The organism is Pigmentiphaga humi (assembly GCF_900606115.1).
Taxonomy (GTDB): Bacteria; Pseudomonadota; Gammaproteobacteria; order Burkholderiales; family Burkholderiaceae_B; genus Pigmentiphaga; species Pigmentiphaga humi.
In genome coordinates this window covers 84,224-99,739 of sequence record NZ_UWPJ01000009.1, presented here as the reverse complement: position 1 = coordinate 99,739, position 15,516 = coordinate 84,224, and the positions used below count along the sequence as shown (strand labels likewise).

17 protein-coding genes are annotated in these 15,516 nt (G+C 66.6%); 10 read left to right on the top strand and 7 right to left on the bottom strand.

The features are described 5' to 3' along the window. Window positions 1–11: 11 nt before the first annotated feature. From PIGHUM_RS05580 to PIGHUM_RS05540, 9 genes are all read left to right on the top strand, one after another. Window positions 12–866 (top strand): HpcH/HpaI aldolase family protein, encoded by an 855-nt coding sequence (locus PIGHUM_RS05580; protein ID WP_124078401.1) that lies wholly within the window; start codon window positions 12–14, stop codon window positions 864–866. After that, window positions 867–1,826 carry a substrate-binding domain-containing protein gene (locus PIGHUM_RS05575; protein WP_124078400.1) on the top strand — a complete coding sequence of 320 codons (960 nt, stop codon included), beginning with the start codon at window positions 867–869 and terminating at the stop codon, window positions 1,824–1,826. A gap of 4 nt (window positions 1,827–1,830) precedes the next feature. Further along, entirely contained in the window at window positions 1,831–2,718 is an 888-nt protein-coding gene (locus PIGHUM_RS05570; protein ID WP_124078399.1) for a substrate-binding domain-containing protein, read from the top strand. Window positions 2,719–2,739: 21 nt separating this feature from the next. Beyond that, window positions 2,740–3,663, top strand: coding sequence for a VOC family protein (locus tag PIGHUM_RS05565; RefSeq protein WP_124078398.1), 924 nt, complete (start codon window positions 2,740–2,742; stop codon window positions 3,661–3,663). Window positions 3,664–3,700: 37 nt separating this feature from the next. Further along, window positions 3,701–4,717 (top strand): amidohydrolase family protein, encoded by a 1,017-nt coding sequence (locus PIGHUM_RS05560; protein ID WP_124078397.1) that lies wholly within the window; start codon window positions 3,701–3,703, stop codon window positions 4,715–4,717. 20 nt (window positions 4,718–4,737) lie between these two features. Then, window positions 4,738–5,517 carry an SDR family oxidoreductase gene (locus PIGHUM_RS05555; protein WP_124078396.1) on the top strand — a complete coding sequence of 260 codons (780 nt, stop codon included), beginning with the start codon at window positions 4,738–4,740 and terminating at the stop codon, window positions 5,515–5,517. A 95-nt stretch (window positions 5,518–5,612) separates the two neighbouring features. Continuing rightward, the gene (locus PIGHUM_RS05550) at window positions 5,613–6,815 is read left to right on the top strand and encodes a LysR substrate-binding domain-containing protein (protein WP_160142174.1); all 1,203 of its coding nucleotides are present in this window, start codon (window positions 5,613–5,615) and stop codon (window positions 6,813–6,815) included. A gap of 150 nt (window positions 6,816–6,965) precedes the next feature. Continuing rightward, a complete protein-coding gene (locus tag PIGHUM_RS05545; RefSeq protein ID WP_124078394.1) occupies window positions 6,966–7,769 on the top strand; it encodes an amidohydrolase family protein in 804 nt (267 codons plus the stop codon). 70 nt (window positions 7,770–7,839) lie between these two features. After that, window positions 7,840–8,841 carry a tripartite tricarboxylate transporter substrate-binding protein gene (locus PIGHUM_RS05540; protein WP_124078393.1) on the top strand — a complete coding sequence of 334 codons (1,002 nt, stop codon included), beginning with the start codon at window positions 7,840–7,842 and terminating at the stop codon, window positions 8,839–8,841. 33 nt (window positions 8,842–8,874) lie between these two features. Here PIGHUM_RS05540 and PIGHUM_RS05535 read toward each other — a convergent pair whose 3' ends face one another. After that, window positions 8,875–9,090: a hypothetical protein gene (locus tag PIGHUM_RS05535; RefSeq protein ID WP_124078392.1), complete on the bottom strand. Its 216-nt coding sequence runs from the start codon at window positions 9,088–9,090 to the stop codon at window positions 8,875–8,877. A gap of 97 nt (window positions 9,091–9,187) precedes the next feature. After that, window positions 9,188–9,883 carry a nuclear transport factor 2 family protein gene (locus tag PIGHUM_RS05530; RefSeq protein WP_124078391.1) on the bottom strand — a complete coding sequence of 232 codons (696 nt, stop codon included), beginning with the start codon at window positions 9,881–9,883 and terminating at the stop codon, window positions 9,188–9,190. 101 nt (window positions 9,884–9,984) lie between these two features. On the opposite strand from PIGHUM_RS05530, the gene PIGHUM_RS05525 reads away from it, so the two are divergent. Beyond that, window positions 9,985–10,911, top strand: coding sequence for a LysR substrate-binding domain-containing protein (locus PIGHUM_RS05525; RefSeq protein WP_124078390.1), 927 nt, complete (start codon window positions 9,985–9,987; stop codon window positions 10,909–10,911). A 65-nt stretch (window positions 10,912–10,976) separates the two neighbouring features. Here PIGHUM_RS05525 and PIGHUM_RS05520 read toward each other — a convergent pair whose 3' ends face one another. The 5 genes from PIGHUM_RS05520 to PIGHUM_RS05500 all read right to left on the bottom strand — a co-directional run bounded on the left by PIGHUM_RS05520 (window position 10,977) and on the right by PIGHUM_RS05500 (window position 15,516). Next, a complete protein-coding gene (locus PIGHUM_RS05520) occupies window positions 10,977–11,414 on the bottom strand; it encodes a nuclear transport factor 2 family protein (protein ID WP_124078389.1) in 438 nt (145 codons plus the stop codon). Window positions 11,415–11,427: 13 nt separating this feature from the next. Further along, window positions 11,428–12,009: a VOC family protein gene (locus PIGHUM_RS05515; protein ID WP_124078388.1), complete on the bottom strand. Its 582-nt coding sequence runs from the start codon at window positions 12,007–12,009 to the stop codon at window positions 11,428–11,430. A 163-nt stretch (window positions 12,010–12,172) separates the two neighbouring features. Further along, on the bottom strand, window positions 12,173–13,348 hold the full coding sequence (locus PIGHUM_RS05510) for an ABC transporter substrate-binding protein (RefSeq protein WP_124078387.1): 1,176 nt from the start codon (window positions 13,346–13,348) through the stop codon (window positions 12,173–12,175). 36 nt (window positions 13,349–13,384) lie between these two features. Then, entirely contained in the window at window positions 13,385–14,359 is a 975-nt protein-coding gene (locus PIGHUM_RS05505; RefSeq protein ID WP_124078386.1) for a Bug family tripartite tricarboxylate transporter substrate binding protein, read from the bottom strand. Further along, window positions 14,356–15,516: an iron-containing alcohol dehydrogenase gene (locus tag PIGHUM_RS05500; RefSeq protein ID WP_124078385.1), complete on the bottom strand. Its 1,161-nt coding sequence runs from the start codon at window positions 15,514–15,516 to the stop codon at window positions 14,356–14,358. The genes PIGHUM_RS05505 and PIGHUM_RS05500 overlap by 4 nt, the downstream gene beginning before the upstream one ends.

Sequence of the window (15,516 nt, the reverse complement as noted above, 5' to 3'; positions counted from 1 at the left end):
CGGAGAATTCCATGCGCCTGAACGGCATTATTCGCGCCCTCGAAAGCGGTCCCGGCATCGCTTTCACTTCCTTCGTGCAGACCGAGATCGAGAACGCGGTCAATTTCGCGCAATCGGGCAACGACGGCCTGGTGTTCGAGATGGAACACAATCCCTGGGACATCAACGCGCTGCGCGTGGCCATGCAGTTCCTGCTGCTGCGCGAGCAGATCATCAAGGCCGGTTCCATCGCCAACCCCATGACACCTATGGTGCGCATTCCCCCCAGCGGCAGCGAGATGAACCAGTGGTTCGCCAAGCAGGCGCTGGACCTGGGCGCCTACGGCATCGTCTGGCCGCGCATCAGCAATAGCGCCGAGGCTTACAACGCGGTGGCCGCCTGCCGCTACCCCCGCCTGCCTGAGCGTGCACCCTACGAACCCGCCGGTTTGCGCGGTGATGCGCCGATGGCGGCGGCGCGCTATTGGGGCCTGTCGCAGCAGGAATACTACAAGCGCGCCGACGTCTGGCCGCTGGTGCCCGAGGGCGAGATCCTGGTGGCCCTGATGATCGAAGACGTAGACGGCGTCAACAACATCGAGACCATTCTGAAGGAGGTCCCGGGCATAGGCGTCCTGTTGCTGGGCGAGGGCGACCTGAGCCAGCAACTGGGCTGCCCGCGCGACTACGACAATCCCGAACTGCTGCGCATGATGGCGCACGTGCTGGAGGTCGGCAAAGCCTACAACGTGGCCGTGGGCCATCCGCACATGACCAAGCAGAATGCCCGGCAGATCGTCGACCAGGGTTATCGCTTCCTGATGAGCTATCCGCGCCGCGACTTCTCCGCATTGGAGACCGGCCGCAATGTCGTGCAGGGAGCATAGATGGAACGGCTCAAGACCGTATTGGGCAAGCATGCCCAGGTTGCCGGCGTGCGCGCGTTGGACGAGATACTCCCCGGCGCGGGATTCGCGTTCATCGACGTCAAGCGCATGCCGGATGCCTACCGCGACATGGTCCGCACCCAGCCCTACGACATCTGCGAGATGGCGCCCGTCATGTATCTGATGGCGCTGGAGCGGGGCGCGCCATTGACCGCGCTGCCCCTGCCGATGACGCGCAGGTTCCGGCATTCCGGCCTGAAGATGCGCAAGGGCCTGGCGCTCGCCGGCCCCCGAGACCTGGCGGGCAGGAAGATAGGCGTGCGCAATTATTCCGTGACGGCGGCGGTCTGGACCCGCGGCATCTTCGCCGACGACTACGGGCTCGATCCGGGCAGCGTGACGTGGGTGACCGAAGAGCCCGAGAACCTGGAGGACCTGGCGCTGCCCGCCAACGTGCGGCGCCTGCCGGACGGCCGCAAGATCGTCGATGCCATCGACGCGGGCGAGATCGACGTGGCGTTCGACGGACTGGCGGGCGCGGCCGACGCGCGGGTCGAGATGGTGGACGTGGTGTCGGATGCGTCGCGGGCCGAGCGGCAGTGGTTCGAGCGCACCGGCATCTATCCCATCCACGGGGTGGTCGTGGTCAGGAACGAGGTGCTGGCGCGCCATCCGGGCATCGAGCAGGCGTTGTACGGACACTTCGCGCAGGCCAAACAGTCCTATCTGGCAGGCCTCGATGGGATCGTCGAGCCCAGCGGCGACGACAGGCGCTACCGCCGCCTGCGCGAGTTCATGGACGATCCGCTGCCTTACGGCTTCGAAGAAAACCGTGCCTCCCTGCTGGCCCTGATCCGCTATGCCCATGCCCAGAAGCTGGTCGGCAGGGAAGCGGATGCCCGCAATCTGTTCATCGATCCGCGCACCGGCCCGTCGGGCCGGGTGGCGCAATGGAACTGAAACCGTGGAAAAACCCCGATTGCAAGCCATGTTCGGCAGCTATCCCAAGACCGCCGCCCTGAAGAACGGACAGGTAGGCTCTTCTTCGATCGAGCTGGACATTGCGCCGGTCGAGCATGCCCAGTCCGCATTCAAGGACACGGTGCGCAAGCATGCGTTCGACGTGTCCGAACTGGCCGTGGTGACCTACCTGCTGGCGGTCGATGCCGGCCATCCCTACCGGCTGCTGCCTTTTGTGATGAATGGCAATTTCCATCACAAGAGCATCTATGCGCGCGCCGACGACTTGTTCACGCCCGCCCAGCTCAAGGGCAGGCGCGTGGCCATGCGGTCGTATTCACAGACCACGCCGACCTGGGTGCGCGGCATACTGTGCGACGAGCACGGCTTGTCCGCGCAGGACGTGGAATGGTGGAGCCAGGAGGGCGCCCACGTGGCCGAGTACCGCGATCCGGACTGGGTGCGCAGCCTCGACGAGGGCGCGAACCTGGAGCAGGCCCTGCTGGCCGGCCAGGTGGACGCCATCATCGCCGGCGCGGCGGTGCAGAACAAGGATCGCCTGCGCCACGTCATCGATGCGCCGCAGCAGGCCGCGCAGGCGTGGCACGCACGCACCGGCGTGATCCCGATCAACCACATGGTGGTGGTCAGGGACGAATTGGTGCGGAACCACCCCGAGGCCGTGGCCGAGGTCTACCGCATGCTGGTGGAAAGCCGGCGCGCCGCGGGCGAAATCCCGCCGGACGGCTCGCAAGACCTGCAGCCTTTCGGCTTCGAGGCCATCGATGCTTCGTTGCGCAAGGCTATCGACTATACCTACGCCCAAGGGATGATCAAGCGTCGCTACACGCCCGAAGAACTGTACGGCGGCGTGCGCGCCGTCCTCGCGTAGGCACTGGATCAGAGGAACGCAATGCCTGGAATCGTATCTTCCATCGCTTACGTCCGGCTGGGTGCGCCGGACCTGGACGTGCAGGAAAAATTCCTGCTCGATTTCGGCCTGGAGAAGGTCCACCGCCACGCCGGCCGTCTCTACATGCGGGGCATCGCCGATTCGCCCTTCATCCACGTGACCGAGCGCGGCGCTTCGGGCGTCGTCGCCGTCGGCTACGACGTGCATCCGCAGGTCCCGATCGAGTCGCTGCAGGAGCGCTTCGGCGCCCGGGTCGAAGACATCGACGAGCCTGGCGGCGGCAAGCGCCTGAGCCTGCGGGATCCGAACGGCATGCGCGTGGAGCTGGTGCAGGGCAGGGCCAGCGTAGGAGAACTGGCGCGCTACAGGCCGCTGCGCGGCAGCCTGGCCGAGAGCCGCAACCGCGGGCCGGCGCGGATCGAGCGCCTGGTGCATACGGCCTACATGACCGATAACCTGAAGCCGACATTGGACTGGTACGAGAGCAGCTTCGGCTTTCTGCCTACCGATGAACTCTACATCGAGACGCCGGGCAACCTGCTGGGCCGTTTCATCCGCCAGGACATGGGCGAGGAGCCGGTCTACCACCACATCCTGTTCCTGTTCCGCGGCGGCCGATCCGGCCTGCACCATGCGTCCTTCGAAGTCGAGCGGGTCGACGAGATCTTTACCGGCGGCGATCACCTGCACGAATTGAAGTACGACCACGTGCGCGGCATCGGCCGCCATGCCTTGGGCAGCCAGGTCTTCGACTATTGGATGTCGCCTTTCGGCGCCATGCACGAGCATTGGTCGTCCACCGAGAAGATGAACGTCCACAGCAGCAGCAACGAGATAAAGATCGGCTCGGGCATGGCGCACGACAGCGGCGAACGGCCTCCCGAGCGCTTCGTCAAGCAATGCTCGCCCATCTTGCAGACATGAGTTTCGCAGACATGCACACAGAACGAAGGGATATCCGATGATCATCGATTGCCATGGCCATTTCACGACGGTGCCCAGCGCCCTGCAGGAATGGCGCAAGAACCAGCTGGCCGGCAGCGGCCCGTACGGCAGGCCGCTGGAGATTTCCGATGACGAACTGCGCCAGAGCCTGGAAGGCAAGCAGATCCGCTACCAGCGCGAGCGCGGGCTGGACCTGACGCTGTTCTCGCCCATTGCCGGGCAGATGGGCCACCATCTGGGCACGCCCGAACAGAGCGTGGAGTGGTCGCGCGTCTCCAACGACCTGATCCACCGCGTATGCCGGCTCTACCCCAAGAACTTCGTCGGCGTGTGCCAACTGCCGCAATCGGCGCGCGCCGAGGATTTCGGCGTGCGGGCCAGCATCGAGGAACTCGAGCGCTGCGTGACTGAACTGGGCTTCGTGGCCTGCAACCTGAACCCGGACCCCTCGGGCGGGTTCTGGCAGGTTCCGCCGCTGACCGACCGGCTCTATTACCCGCTGTACGAAAAAATGGCCGAACTGGACGTGCCGGCCATGATCCATGTCAGCAGCTCGTGCAACCCCTGCCATCACCATCTCGGTGCGCACTACCTGAACGGCGACACCACGGCCTTCATGCAGTTCCTGCTCGCGCCCGAGCTGTTCGAGACCTTCCCCGGACTGCGGTTCGTGATTCCCCATGGCGGCGGCGCGGTGCCCTATCACTGGGGCCGCTATCGCGGCATGGCGCAGGACATGGGCCTGCAAAAGCTGGGCGAAGGCATGCTCAAGAACGTGTTCTTCGATACCTGCGTCTATCACCAGGACGGAGTGGACCTGCTGACCAAGGTCGTTCCGCCGGAGAACATCCTGTTCGGGTCCGAGATGATCGGCGCCGTGAAGGGCGTGGATCCCGAGTCGGGGCATTACTACGACGATACCAAGCGCTACGTCGACGCCTCGCCGCACCTGGACGAGGCCGCGCGCGCGCAGGTCTTCCAGCAGAACGTGCTGCGCGTCTATCCGCGGCTCAAGCGCTACATCCAACAATAGAACGAGCCGAGGAGGACACTATGGATCTGGGTATCAAAGGCCGCAAGGCCGTGGTCTGCGCATCGTCGCAGGGATTGGGGCTGGCCTGCGCGACGTCGCTGGCCCATGAAGGGTGCGAGGTCTGGATCAACGGCCGGACCGAGTCCACGCTGATCGAGGCGGCCAGGCAGATCGAGGCGCAGACCGGCCGGCGTCCCGGGATCATCGTGGCCGACATCGCCACCGACGCCGGGCGCGCCAGCATACTGGAGGCCTGCCCGGATGCGGACATCCTGGTCAACAACAACGCGGGCCCCGAGCCTGGCAAGATCGCCGATTGGTCCGACCAGGATTGGCGCGACGCCGTGGAAGGCAACATGCTCGCGCCCATCATGCTGATCAAGGCCTATGTGCCGGGCATGCGCGCGCGCAAGTTTGGCCGCATCGTCAACATCACCTCGGCGATGGTGAAGTCGCCCAGCGCCACGATGGGCCTGTCGGCCGCGGTGCGCGCCGGTCTCACGGCGCTCTGCAAGTCGGTGCAGCGCGACAGCGTGATCGACAACGTCACCATCAACAACCTGCTGCCCGAGCGCTTCGACACCGACCGCCAGCGCTTCATGGCCGACCGGATGTCCGCGCGCGAGAACATCACCGTGGAAGAGGCGCGCAAGCGCATCGCCAATACGATCGCGGCCAAGCGCTTCGGCAAGCCGAAAGAGTTCGGCGATGCCTGCGCCTACCTGTGCAGCGAGCAGGCGAGCTTCATTTCCGGGCAGAACCTGCAGCTCGACGGCGGTTCCTACGCCGGCCTGGTCTAGGACAGGCGCATGGCCGGGCCGCCGCGTGTTGGGCTATGCTTCGGCCACCCCTCGCGCCGGGCGGGGGGCACGGACAACGCTTTGAAGTCCCGCCAATGCATACCGTTCCCAATATCTGGCAGTTGCGCGTCTTCGACTGCGTTGCACGGCTGGAGAACGTCACCAAGGCTTCGATAGCCCTGTCGCGTACCCAGCCGGCCATTACCTCCTGCATCTTCGCGCTGGAGAAGATCCTCGGCGCGACCCTGTTCGAGCGCAACAAGACCGGCATCTACCCGACCGAGGTCGGGGCGGCCGCGCACATACGCATCAAGAAAATCCTTGCCGCGCTGGAGGACGCGATGCAGCCGCTGTCGGGCGAACGGACGATCGCGCCCCTGGCGATGGCCTCGCGCATCACGCGTTCGCAGATGCTCGCGCTGATCGCCATCCACGAATGCCATTCCTTCCGGGCGGCCGCGGTCAAGCTCGGCATCACCGAAGCGTCGCTGCAGCGCTCGGCGCGCACGCTGGAGTCCAACCTCGGCTGCGAGCTCTATCGCAATACGGCCTCGGGCATCAAGACGACCTCCCTCGGCGACGACCTGGCGCTGCGCTTCAAAAGCATCGAATCCCAGTCGGTGGCGCTGGTGGAAGCCATCCAGGGATTCACCTATCCGCGCAGCAAGCGCATTGCCCTGGGGGTGATGCTGCTCGATCCTTCCATGCTGCTCGTCAACGCCATGAACGAGACGCGCGAGCGCTATCCCGACGTGCGCATTACCGTCCTGAGCGGCACCTACGAGCAATTGGTGAACAAGCTGCTGCGCGAAGAGATCGACTTCATCATTGGTGTGCTCAAGAAAACCGCGCACGTCCAGGAACTGGAGCAATTGCCGCTCTACAAAGAGTCGTACTGCATCGTGGCGCGGCGCGGACACCCGCTGCACCGCAAGCGCAGCATTACGGTCGAAGACCTGCAGCGGTATCCCTGGATCATCCCCCCGGCGGGCTCGCCGCGCCGACAGGCTTACGAACATCTGTTCTCCGAGACCTCGCTGCCGCCCGCGCTGATCGAGACCTACTCGCTGTCCACCATGCGCATCACGCTGGCCGACTCCGACATGCTGACCGTGCTGAGCTGGGTGGAAGTGCTCAGCGAGCGGCATTTCGGCCTGCTTTCGGCGCTTCCCTTCGAGATTTCCTGCGACGAGCCGCTGGTCGGCATGTGCCGTACCAAGGGCAAGGAAATGAACGACGTGCAGCAGTATTTCGTCGATGCTTTCAGCAAGAACGCCCAGGCGCTGAGCCGCGGCTGATCCAAGGCGAGAAGCGCTCCCTTGGGGCGGCGCGGCGTCTAGGCATTTTTTATGGAAGCAGCCGAACATCTTATGAAAGCCTGTCCCGGCGCAGGGATAACATAGCCCGCACTTGGCCCGAGGGGGCCTTAGACAGGAGTGCGGGAACATATGCTTATCGTGGATGCGCAGGTCCATACCTGGTCGGAAGGGGTGTCCACCGGCCACCACCGGCGCGACCCCATCGACCATGGCGTCATGGTCCGCGAGATGGCCGAGGCGGGGGTGGACCGGGTCGTGCTGGTGCCGCCGCTATGGGACCCGAACGGCAATGCCTATGCCGTGCAGATGGCGCGGGCGGAGCCGGAGAAGTTCTCGGTCATGGGACTGCTGGATCCGGCGCGCGGCGATGCCGCCGAACGGTTGGCGCGCTGGCGCGACCAGCCCCACGTGCGCGGCGTGCGCTTCCTGCTCAATACGCCCGAGCGCCTGCAGCCGCTGCAGGAGGGTCTGCTCGACCCGCTGTGGCCCATCGCCGAAGCGCAGAACATCGCCGTGGCAGTGCTCGCGCCCGGCCAACTGCCAGCGGTGCGGGCCATTGCAAGCAGGCACCCCGGACTCAGGCTGATCGTCGATCACCTGGCGGTGCCGCGTGGCGCGGTGGGGCCGCGCGCTTTCGAGCATCTGCCCGCACTGCTCGGACTGGCCGAATTGCCCAACGTCTACGTCAAGGCCGCGGGCGTGGGCGACTATGCGTTCGACCCGTTTCCTTTCGCTTCGCTGCAGGAGCCGCTGGAACGCATATTCGATGCCTTCGGCGCCGGGCGGGTGGTATGGGGGAGCGACCTGAGCCGCCTGCATCATCCCTACGCCCAATGCGTCGAGCATTTCAAGCACCACCTGCCCTTCCTGGGCCAGCACGACCTGGCCCGGGTCATGGGACTGAACATGCTGCAGTTGCTGAACTGGCGTTGACCGTGCGCAACGCCCGACATACCGGCGGCTCCGCAGGCAAGCGGACCGCCGACATCCAGGAGACAGAACAATGAACACCCTGCTGACCCGCCGCCGCTTCGGCGGCATCATGGGCGCTTCCGCGGCCGCCGCCGTACTCGCCTCGCCGCGCGCCGTCGCCGCTCCCGAGAAGATCAACATGGCGCGCGTGATTACCGGCGTGCCGGCCGGCTCGATGATCGACAACATCGCCCGCCAGGTGGCCGAGCTCCTGACGCCCGGCTACGCCGCCAGCGCCATGGTCGAGAACAAGACCGGCGCGGGCGGCATGCTGGCCTTGAGCTACCTGAAGACCCTGCCCGCCGACGGCAGCGCGCTCTATGTGGGCGTGTCTTCGCCGATCACCGTCTATCCCGTCACCTATGCCAAGCTGCCTTACGATCCCGACAAGGATCTCGTTCCCGTGGGCCGGCTGGGCGGCTTCGACCTCGCGCTGGCGGTGGGGCCCATGGTGCCGGAGCGCGTCAAGGACCTGCCGGGCTACTTCGAGTGGTGCAAGCAGAATCCGGACAAGGCCAACTTCGGCTCGCCCGGCGCCGGCTCCATGCTGCACTTCGTCGGCAGCATGAGCGGGCAGGTCGCGGGCGTGAACCTCAACCACGTGCCCTATCGCGGCCCCGGCCCCGCCGTCATGAATCTTCAGGGCGGCATGGTTTCGGCCGTCGTCGTGCCCCTGCTGGACGTCATGCCGCTGGCGGCCGAAGGCAAGATCCGCATCCTCGGCACCACCGGGGATGAGCGCAGCCGGTTCGTTCCCGATGTGCCCACGTTCAAGGAGCAGGGCTATGGCGAATATGCCCGCAGCGTCTGGATCGCCGTCTTCGCGCCCACGGGCGTGCCGGCGGGCACGCTGGACGGCCTGCGCCAGACCTTGAAGCAGGAGCTGTCCAAGCCCGAAGTCCAGGCCGCCATGGGGCGCCAGCTGCAAGAGGTCGCCTGGGGAGAGCCCGACGCGCTCAAGGCCGCCATCGTCGAAGAGCGCGCGAGCTGGAAAAAGGCGGTTCAGGCGCTGCGTTTCACGCCCGAGAGCTGACGCGGCCGCCAGTGGAGGGCGGCCCGGGGCCGCCTACTCCTGCGGCGGCGCCTTGCCGCGCGGCTGTTCGGTCAGGCAGTGCGAGCAATAGCGCGCATGCGGCCGGACATAGCGGCCGCATTTCACGCACAGCGATCCGCCGCGGGTCGCTACGGTGTAAAGCCGGCGCTGGCGCCGGCTCCGCCTGCGCCATGCGGCAATGCCGCCTATCGCCCCCGCCAAAGCCAATACCACCCACCAGAGACCCATGACGCACCGCCTGTTGACCGGATGGGAAATACTAGCAATCCAGTGCTACAGAATGTAGATCCTTGCTGGAATGTAATTTGCGCGGCGCGTGCGGCCGCTATTCTCCGTCCGCCAGCCAGGCCGCGCTCTCGGCCTCCAGCCGCGCCAGCGCTGCGCTGCCCGGGACCGCCAGGTCCGGCGCGATGTCGGCGCCGCCGCGCGATTGCAGGTAGACCAGGTGGCGGCAGCCGTCGGGGTGTTGCGCCAGCGCCGCGGGATCCAGTTTCAGCCGCGAACCCGGCAGCACCGGATCCAGCCGGTCTTTTTCGTATACCGGCACGCGTTTGACGATGCGCCACTGCGCTCCGTGTTTCACGAAGCGGTCATGGAAGCGGCCCCAGCAACTGATGTCGACTTCCTCGCCGTCCAGCTGTCCGCGCACCAGCAGCATCATGCGCGTTTCGGCCACGGCCCTGCCGTCGCGCAATGCGATGGTCGCGGCGCCGATGAAATGCTGGACGCGCGCGCCGGCGCGCGCCGACGCGATCGACCGCTCCACGAACTCCTCGGCCGGCCCGACGAACCAGGTGGTGTGCATCATGGCGCCGGGCGCATAGCAGGCGCGCAATTGGTCCCAGCGGCCGTCGTCGCGCGCCAGCCCCCAGTCCTGCACCACTTTGGTGATGGCCAGGCGGTCCAGCCATCGTGCCTGCTCGGACGGTTCCGCGGGCTGGAGGTCCTGGGGCGACGCGCCAGGGCGGCGGTCCGGCGATGGCTGCGCGGCGGGTTCGGCGGGAAGGCTGGGGCTCACCATGGTCTCCGGTAAAGGGCTGAGGTTGGGCTGCCGATGGTAGGGGTGGGAGCGATGCGCGTGAAGATGGTAAAACCGATCCACCGATAGATTTTTCTGATCACATGAAACTGCACCAACTGCGTATCGTGCTGGCGGTGGCGGACAAAGGCAGCCTGCGGGCCGCTGCACGGGAGCTGGGTATTTCGCAGCCGGCCATCACCCACAGCATCGCCGAACTCGAACGCGATCTCGGCGCGACCTTGTTCGAGCGCAACTCGCGCGGCGTGATCCCTACGCCGGCCGGAACGGCTTTCCTGCAGCGGGCGGCGGTGATCGTCAGCGAAGCGCGCCGCGCGCGCGAGGAAGTTGCCCAGATACTGGGCAGCGACCAGGGTTCGGTGACGATCTGCCTGTCGATCGCGGCGCATCTCGCCTTGCTTCCCATGGCCCTGCCGCTGTTCCAGCGGCGCTATCCGCAGGTGCGGCTGCGCATCGTCGAAGGCGCGTTTCCGGCGCACGAGGCGCGGCTGCGCGACGGCAGCATGGATTTCTACATCGGCCCGGCGCCGGAACCCGCGCCGGCGCGCGAGTTCGCCGTGGAAGCGTTGTTTCCCAATACGCGTGCCGTATTCGCCCGCCGCGGCCATCCGCTGGCGCAGGCGCGCTCGCTGAAAGACCTCGCCGATGCCGGCTGGATCACCACCGGCATCACCGACAAGGCCGAGGTGGAACTGCTGGATACCTTCGAACGCTACCGGCTGCCCGCGCCGCGCCTGGTCCTGCAGGCCGAGTCGATGCTGAGCATGCTGCTTGCGCTGACGTCCTCGGACTTGCTGGCCATGACCCTGCGCCAGTATGACGAGTTTCCGCTCAGCCGGGGCGCGATACAGCGCATTCCGATCAAGGAGGCCCTGCCGGCGCCGCCCATCGTCATCGTGCGGCGCATGGCCTTGCCGCTGACGCCCGCCGCGGACTATCTATGCGATATGTTCCGGCGGGCCGCGGCCGCCTATGTGTCCGAGAGGGGGCTGGACGGCGACATGCGGTAACGCCTCTGTCGCCTCGGCCGGCGCGTATCGGCGATACGGCGGCTGAGCGCCTCGCAGCGCCGCTTTCAGGGCCGTATCGCCATGCGGATGCGCCGTTCGCGGATGCGCCAGCCCTGCGGCGTGCGCTGGTAGCGGTCGTGGTATTCCACCACCGAGGGAGGTCCCGACGCCTGGGCCGGTTCGCCCGCCGTGCCGGGCACGCCCTGGAAGAACAGCACGTAGCAAAACCCGGTTGCGTCGTCCGCCGACGCAAAGGCTATCCGGATGTTGGTGCAAAGATGCCGCGTGGCCATGCCGGCCGGGCGTGCGTCCAGGAAGCGCGCGATTTCCGCCTGGCCGGACGTTACCGTGCCCATCCGGTCGAGGACGCCGTCGTCCGTGAACAGGTCGAGCAGCGGTTCGTAGCGGCGCGCATCGATGTGGTTGGCGAAGTCCACGCACAAGCGGGTGCACGCGGCTTCGTCCAGCCACCGTGCGGCGGATCCGGTCAATGTGCCGTTCATCGTGTCGAAACCCTCAGCCCATCAGCGAGCCGCGCACGGGAGACACCGGCAGGTGCTCGCGCCGGGGCAGCAGGTCCGTTTCGGCTTCCCCGGCGCGCAGGCGGCCGATCAGGACTTCGGGGTCGAATTCCACGCCTATGGGATTGGTCTCGAAGTGGGGGCCCTTCATGAAGGCGTTGGCGTCGTCGTTGGTGGCGAAGCAGTCCGCCTGGAACTCCATCTGGTTGCCGTCCGGATCGGCGTAGTACAGCGACACGGTGATGCCGTGATGGACGCTCCAGTACGGCAGGACGCCCTTCGCCTTGAGTTCGGCATACTTGTCCAGCAATTCCGTCAGGCTGCGGTAGCCGTAGGCCACGTGGTCCATGCCGGGCTGGCCGCGCGGCGTGCGCGCATCGGACTCGCCCTTGATGATGCCCAGGTTCAGCAGCGCGACCCGGTGATGCTCCTCGTCGTAGGTGACGAAGGCGATCACCGGGCTTTGGTGCTGTACCGTGCCGTTGAACACCGTGACGTACCAGTCCAGCATCTGCTGGAAACGATAGGTGCGGTAGACGATGTGGGCGAATGTCTTGGGGCGGATGGCGGTGGGCACGAGGTCGTCTCCGTTCGAATGCTGGGGCCGGGCGCTGAGCGCCGCTTCAGCGAGCATGCTAGGCAGGCCGCCATTCCGATGATAGATGCGGGAATCGTTCTGGCGATATGTTTTCTCTATCGCCAAGTCATGATGCAGCACCCCGGCGTCCCGGGGCGCCGCGTCACTTCATCTGGCAGAGGGCATGGTAGGAGTCCTGGTAGTTCTTCAACGGCGTGGCCACCGTCTTGAGGCTCACGCGGCCTTTGGCGTCCTTGGCCACCTCGAAGGCGTACCAATCGTTGACGGGGAAATTGTTGTTGTTGAAGCGCAGGGTGCCCCGTACCGATTTCTCGCTGCCCTGCTTGAGGGCCGCCATGAACGCCTTCTTGTCCGCCACGTCGCCCTTGACGCGCCCGATGGCGGCGTCCAGCAGCAGGGCGGAGTCGTATCCCTGTGCGGCGTAGTTCGACGGGATGCGCTTGTATTTCTTCTCGAAGGCTTCGACGAACTGCCTGCTGACGGGATTGTCGGTGTCGGGGGCCCAGAAGTGGACGGCCTTGATGCCCAGCGCTGATTCCCGGAGCGCCGGCAGCGTCAATGCGTCGGCCATGCCCACGGTTATCAGCGGCACGTTCTTGTTCAGCCGGGCCTGCTGGTATTGGCGGATGAAGGTGACGGCGCCGGTCGGAATGAAGGAGAACACGGCATCGGGCCGCGACGCGGCGATCTGGGCCAGTTCCGCCGAGAAATCGGGCTGCGTCACGCCGGGATAGATTTCCTCCACCACCGTGCCTTTGTAGAACCGCTTGAAGCCGTTGACGGCGTCCTTGCCCGCCTGGTAGTTGGTGGCCACCAGCACCATGCGCTTGTAGCCCTTGTCGGTGGCGTACTGGCCCGCGGCCTCGGCCCAGCTGTCGTTCTGCCACGAGGAAACGAAGCGGTACGGGGAGCACTGCGCGCCGGCGAGATCCGACGGACCGGCATTGGAGCCGATCAGGAAGACTTCTTTTTCGGCGATGGGGCGCTGCACCGCCATCATGACGTGGGAGCCCGCAATGCCCGTGATGATCGGGACCATGTCCCGCTCGATGAATTTCTTGACGATCTGGCCCGCCACTTCGGGCTTGAACTGGTCGTCCTGCAGCAGGATCTCGACCGGCACCCCGCCGAGCTTGCCGCCGCCCTGTTCCACGCCCAGCATGAAGCCGTCGTACATATCCTGGCCCAGCGGGCCGACCGGGCCGGACAGCGTGGTGATGTAGCCGATCTTCATGGGGGATTGGGCCGCCGGGGCGGCGCCCGCGAGGCACGCGCCGGCAAGGGCGAGCAGGGCCAGGAATTTGCGAGTCGTGAACATGGTGTCTCCTTCTGTGTCTCGTATCTTTCTTTTGGCTTATTCCGCGACGATGCCGGCCTGCCGGATGAAGCCGGTCCATTTGTCGTAGTCGGCCTTCATGAAGCGCTCGGCCGCCTCCGGCGTCATGGGCGTGACGTCGACGCCGGCCTTCTCCAGCCGGCTGGTGACCGCCGGATCCTTCAAGGCTTCATCGGCGGCCTTGCGCAGCGTGGCCACCGTCGCCGCCGGCGTTTTGGCCGGCGCGGAAAGGGTGTACCAGGACACGACTTCGAGCATGGGCAGGCCCGATTCGGCGACCGTCGGAACGTCGGGCGCGCCGGGCAGCCGCTTCGAGGCCGTGGTGAACAAGGCCTTGACGCGCTTGCTCTCCAGCAGCGGCCGCACGGTGGGCCAGGCGTCGATGAACAGGTCGATGCGGTTGCCCAGCAAATCCTGGTAGGCCGCCTGCGCGCCGCGGTAGGGGACGATGGTGATGCGCGGGTCGACCGCTTTCACGAAAGCGGCTGCCATGATGTGCTGTCCGCTGCCGGAGCCCGCGGTGCCGATGGTGAACTTCTCGGGATGGGCCTTGATCTGCTGCAGCAATTGTTCGTAGGAGTTCACCGGCAGGTCGGGGCGCGCCACCAGCAGGTACGGATTGGTGCCCACCATGGCGATCGTGGTGAAGTCGGTCCGGTCGTACTTGATGGACTTGTAGAGGCCGACGTTGAACACCAGGTTGCTGAGGCCGCCGACCATCAGGGTATAGCCGTCCGGCGCCGCCTCGGCGGCATACTGGGTGCCGACCAGCGTGCCGGAGCCGGTCTTGTTCTCGACGACGAAGCTCTTGCCGCCCAATTGCCTGCTCAGGCCTTCGCCCATGACGCGGCCGATCAGGTCGAAGCCGCCGCCGGGCGTGGAGGGCACGACGATGCTGACGGGGCGGGCAGGGTAGTCCTGCGCGTGCGCGGCGCCGCCGCCCAGCGAGACCAATGCCGCGGCGGCATAGGCGATCAGTCGGGTGGATGTCATTTTTTTGTCTCCGGATATAGGGATCGGGTAAGAAAATCCGCGTAGTGCGCCGTCTGCGGGCGGAAGGGCGCGGACAGGTTGAAGTGGCTGCGTTCGGCCGCCGCCGCCAGGGCCTGCAGGTCCGGCGCCGTGTAGCCGAGTTCGGCCAGGGTGGTGGGCAGGCCCAGTTCGCGCATCAAGGCAGCCACGCCTTCGGCCAGCGAGGCCGAGGCGGGCAGGCCGAAAGCCGCCGACACCGCGGCCATGCGGTCGGGAACATGCTCGGCCGTCGCGTCGAGAGTGGCCACCAGCCCGATGCCGCTCAACACGCCGTGGTGGAAGCCCTGGTCGCTGCAAACGATGGCGACGGCGTGGGCGGGGCCGAGCCCCATGCCGATGGAAACGCCGCCTGCGAAGGCCGCCAGCATCATCTCGCCGCGCGCGTGCAGGTCGGCGCCGTCCTCGACGGCGCGCCGCAGGCTGCGGGCGGCTCGCGCGATGCCGTCGAGCGCGATCGCCTTGCCGAGCGGCTGCTCGCGGTTGGAGAGATAGCCTTCGATGCAATGGGATAAGGCATCGATGCCGGTGGCGGCGGTCAGGCGGCGCGGCAGGCTCACCGTGAGTTCGGGATCGAGCACCGCCAGCCTGGGAACCAGGTGCCGCGAGTTCATGCCCACCGACGCCGTGGCCGCATCGGGATGGATGCCCGCCGAAGGCGAGGCTTCGCTGCCGGTGCCCGCGGTGGTCGGAACGACGACCAGCGGCGCGGCCGGACCGTGGCGGACGTTGGGTTTGCCGAGGTAGTCCGCGGCCGAGCCGGCGTTGGTGGCGAGCAGGGCGATCATCTTGGCCGTGTCGATCACCGAGCCGCCGCCGACGGCGATGACGCCGTCGCAGACCTGGGCGGCGTAGTACGCGGCGCCGGCATCGACGTCGGCGTAGAGCGGATTCTCGGTGACGCCGTCGAAGCGCGCGGCCGCGGCGCCATCGCCGCAGGCCGCCTCGACCTTGGCGGCCACGCCGGCGGCGACCAGGCCGCGGTCGGTGACGATCAGCGGGCGGCGTACGCCGAGGCTTTCCAGCTCGGCCGGCAGGGCGCGGATCGCGCCGGCGGCGTACAGCGTGCGCGGCGCGGTCAGCGCCGGGACGGGCAGGGGGGCTGCGGATGCGTTGGTCAT

Coding starts and splice junctions, on each gene's coding strand:
- PIGHUM_RS05580 (WP_124078401.1), top strand. CDS start 12: ATGCGCCTGAACGGCATTATTCGCGCCCTCGAAAGCGGTCCCGGCATC.
- PIGHUM_RS05575 (WP_124078400.1), top strand. CDS start 867: ATGGAACGGCTCAAGACCGTATTGGGCAAGCATGCCCAGGTTGCCGGC.
- PIGHUM_RS05565 (WP_124078398.1), top strand. CDS start 2,740: ATGCCTGGAATCGTATCTTCCATCGCTTACGTCCGGCTGGGTGCGCCG.
- PIGHUM_RS05560 (WP_124078397.1), top strand. CDS start 3,701: ATGATCATCGATTGCCATGGCCATTTCACGACGGTGCCCAGCGCCCTG.
- PIGHUM_RS05555 (WP_124078396.1), top strand. CDS start 4,738: ATGGATCTGGGTATCAAAGGCCGCAAGGCCGTGGTCTGCGCATCGTCG.
- PIGHUM_RS05550 (WP_160142174.1), top strand. CDS start 5,613: ATGCATACCGTTCCCAATATCTGGCAGTTGCGCGTCTTCGACTGCGTT.
- PIGHUM_RS05545 (WP_124078394.1), top strand. CDS start 6,966: ATGCTTATCGTGGATGCGCAGGTCCATACCTGGTCGGAAGGGGTGTCC.
- PIGHUM_RS05540 (WP_124078393.1), top strand. CDS start 7,840: ATGAACACCCTGCTGACCCGCCGCCGCTTCGGCGGCATCATGGGCGCT.
- PIGHUM_RS05535 (WP_124078392.1), bottom strand. CDS start 9,090: ATGGGTCTCTGGTGGGTGGTATTGGCTTTGGCGGGGGCGATAGGCGGC.
- PIGHUM_RS05530 (WP_124078391.1), bottom strand. CDS start 9,883: ATGGTGAGCCCCAGCCTTCCCGCCGAACCCGCCGCGCAGCCATCGCCG.
- PIGHUM_RS05525 (WP_124078390.1), top strand. CDS start 9,985: ATGAAACTGCACCAACTGCGTATCGTGCTGGCGGTGGCGGACAAAGGC.
- PIGHUM_RS05520 (WP_124078389.1), bottom strand. CDS start 11,414: ATGAACGGCACATTGACCGGATCCGCCGCACGGTGGCTGGACGAAGCC.
- PIGHUM_RS05510 (WP_124078387.1), bottom strand. CDS start 13,348: ATGTTCACGACTCGCAAATTCCTGGCCCTGCTCGCCCTTGCCGGCGCG.
- PIGHUM_RS05505 (WP_124078386.1), bottom strand. CDS start 14,359: ATGACATCCACCCGACTGATCGCCTATGCCGCCGCGGCATTGGTCTCG.
- PIGHUM_RS05500 (WP_124078385.1), bottom strand. CDS start 15,516: ATGACCAACGCATCCGCAGCCCCCCTGCCCGTCCCGGCGCTGACCGCG.